Origin of the sequence: Allobosea sp. LC85, from assembly GCF_000735605.1 — a bacterium.
Taxonomy (GTDB): domain Bacteria; phylum Pseudomonadota; class Alphaproteobacteria; order Rhizobiales; family Beijerinckiaceae; genus Allobosea.
Map to the genome: position 1 here is coordinate 1 of NZ_JPKG01000074.1, position 1,010 is coordinate 1,010.

Sequence of the window (1,010 nt, forward strand, 5' to 3'; positions counted from 1 at the left end):
AGGCCGCCGCCACTGCCGAGCGTCAGGTTGTCGTTGCTGGCCGGATCGCCGCCGAAGACATCCTCGAGCTTCGCCGGCGAGAAGCGGCGCAGCGGCAGCTGCTCGTAATCGATCGGCGGGGAATCGATGCCGAGGAAGGCGGCAAGCCCCGCCGTGCCGACGGCCTGGCCGCCGGAGCCGGGCGCCTGGTCGGCCTCGGGCTCCTTCTTGATCGAGCCGGTCTCGTCCTCGTCCTCTTTGTCCGCGTCCTCGGCCTGGGCCTGCCTCTGTGGGCCTCCCCCAGCCGCATCCTCGGCCGGGGGCTCGGTGGGCGGACCGAGCTCGGACTTGGCGTGGCTGGGGAAGAGGCTCCTGACGTAGATCGCGACCGCCGTCAGCGCGAGCACGACCAGCGCCGGCCAGCGCGACGTCGCCGCGTCCTCGTCCGTGATCCTGCGGTAGCTCTGCTCCGCGGTGGGCGCGCCCGGCGCCTGCGACTTCAGGGTCTTGATCGCGATCATGCCGACACCCGTTCATGCGGAGGCTTGAAGGCAGTTGCGAGGGGACTGGCCTGCGGCATCCGCAGCGCTGCGGCCGGCGCGCTGGCCGGGGCCACCTGCGTCGTCGCCGGGGTCAGGATCTCGTTCCTGGGCCCGAAGGCGGCGAGCTTGCCGGTCTGGATGACGCCGACGAAGTCGACGGCGGCGAGCGCGCTTGGCCGGTGCGCCACGATGATCGCGATGCCGCCGCGTTCCTTGACCGCCTCGATCGCCACCTTGAGCGCGCTCTCGCCCTCGCCGTCGAGATTCGAGTTCGGCTCGTCCATGACGACCAGGAAGGGGTTGCCGTAGAGCGCCCGCGCCAGGCCGATGCGCTGGCGCTGGCCGGCCGAGAGCGCCGCGCCCTGCGGCCCGAGCTGGGTCTGGTAGCCATCGGCCAGCCGCACGATCATCTCGTGGATGCCGGCCGCCTGCGCCGCCGCCACGACCCCGGCGGCGTCGCTCTCGTCGGAGAGCCGCGAGATGTTCTCC

2 protein-coding genes are annotated in these 1,010 nt (G+C 72.4%); both read right to left on the minus strand.

Annotated features, from left to right (window positions below; genetic code table 11):
* Positions 1-500: hypothetical protein (locus FG93_RS30915; RefSeq protein WP_043242777.1), on the minus strand; the 500-nt coding region annotated here is incomplete at its 3' end.
* On the minus strand, positions 497-1,010 hold a 514-nt coding region (locus tag FG93_RS30920; protein WP_043242779.1), incomplete at its 5' end, for an ATP-binding cassette domain-containing protein. The genes FG93_RS30915 and FG93_RS30920, both read right to left, overlap by 4 nt.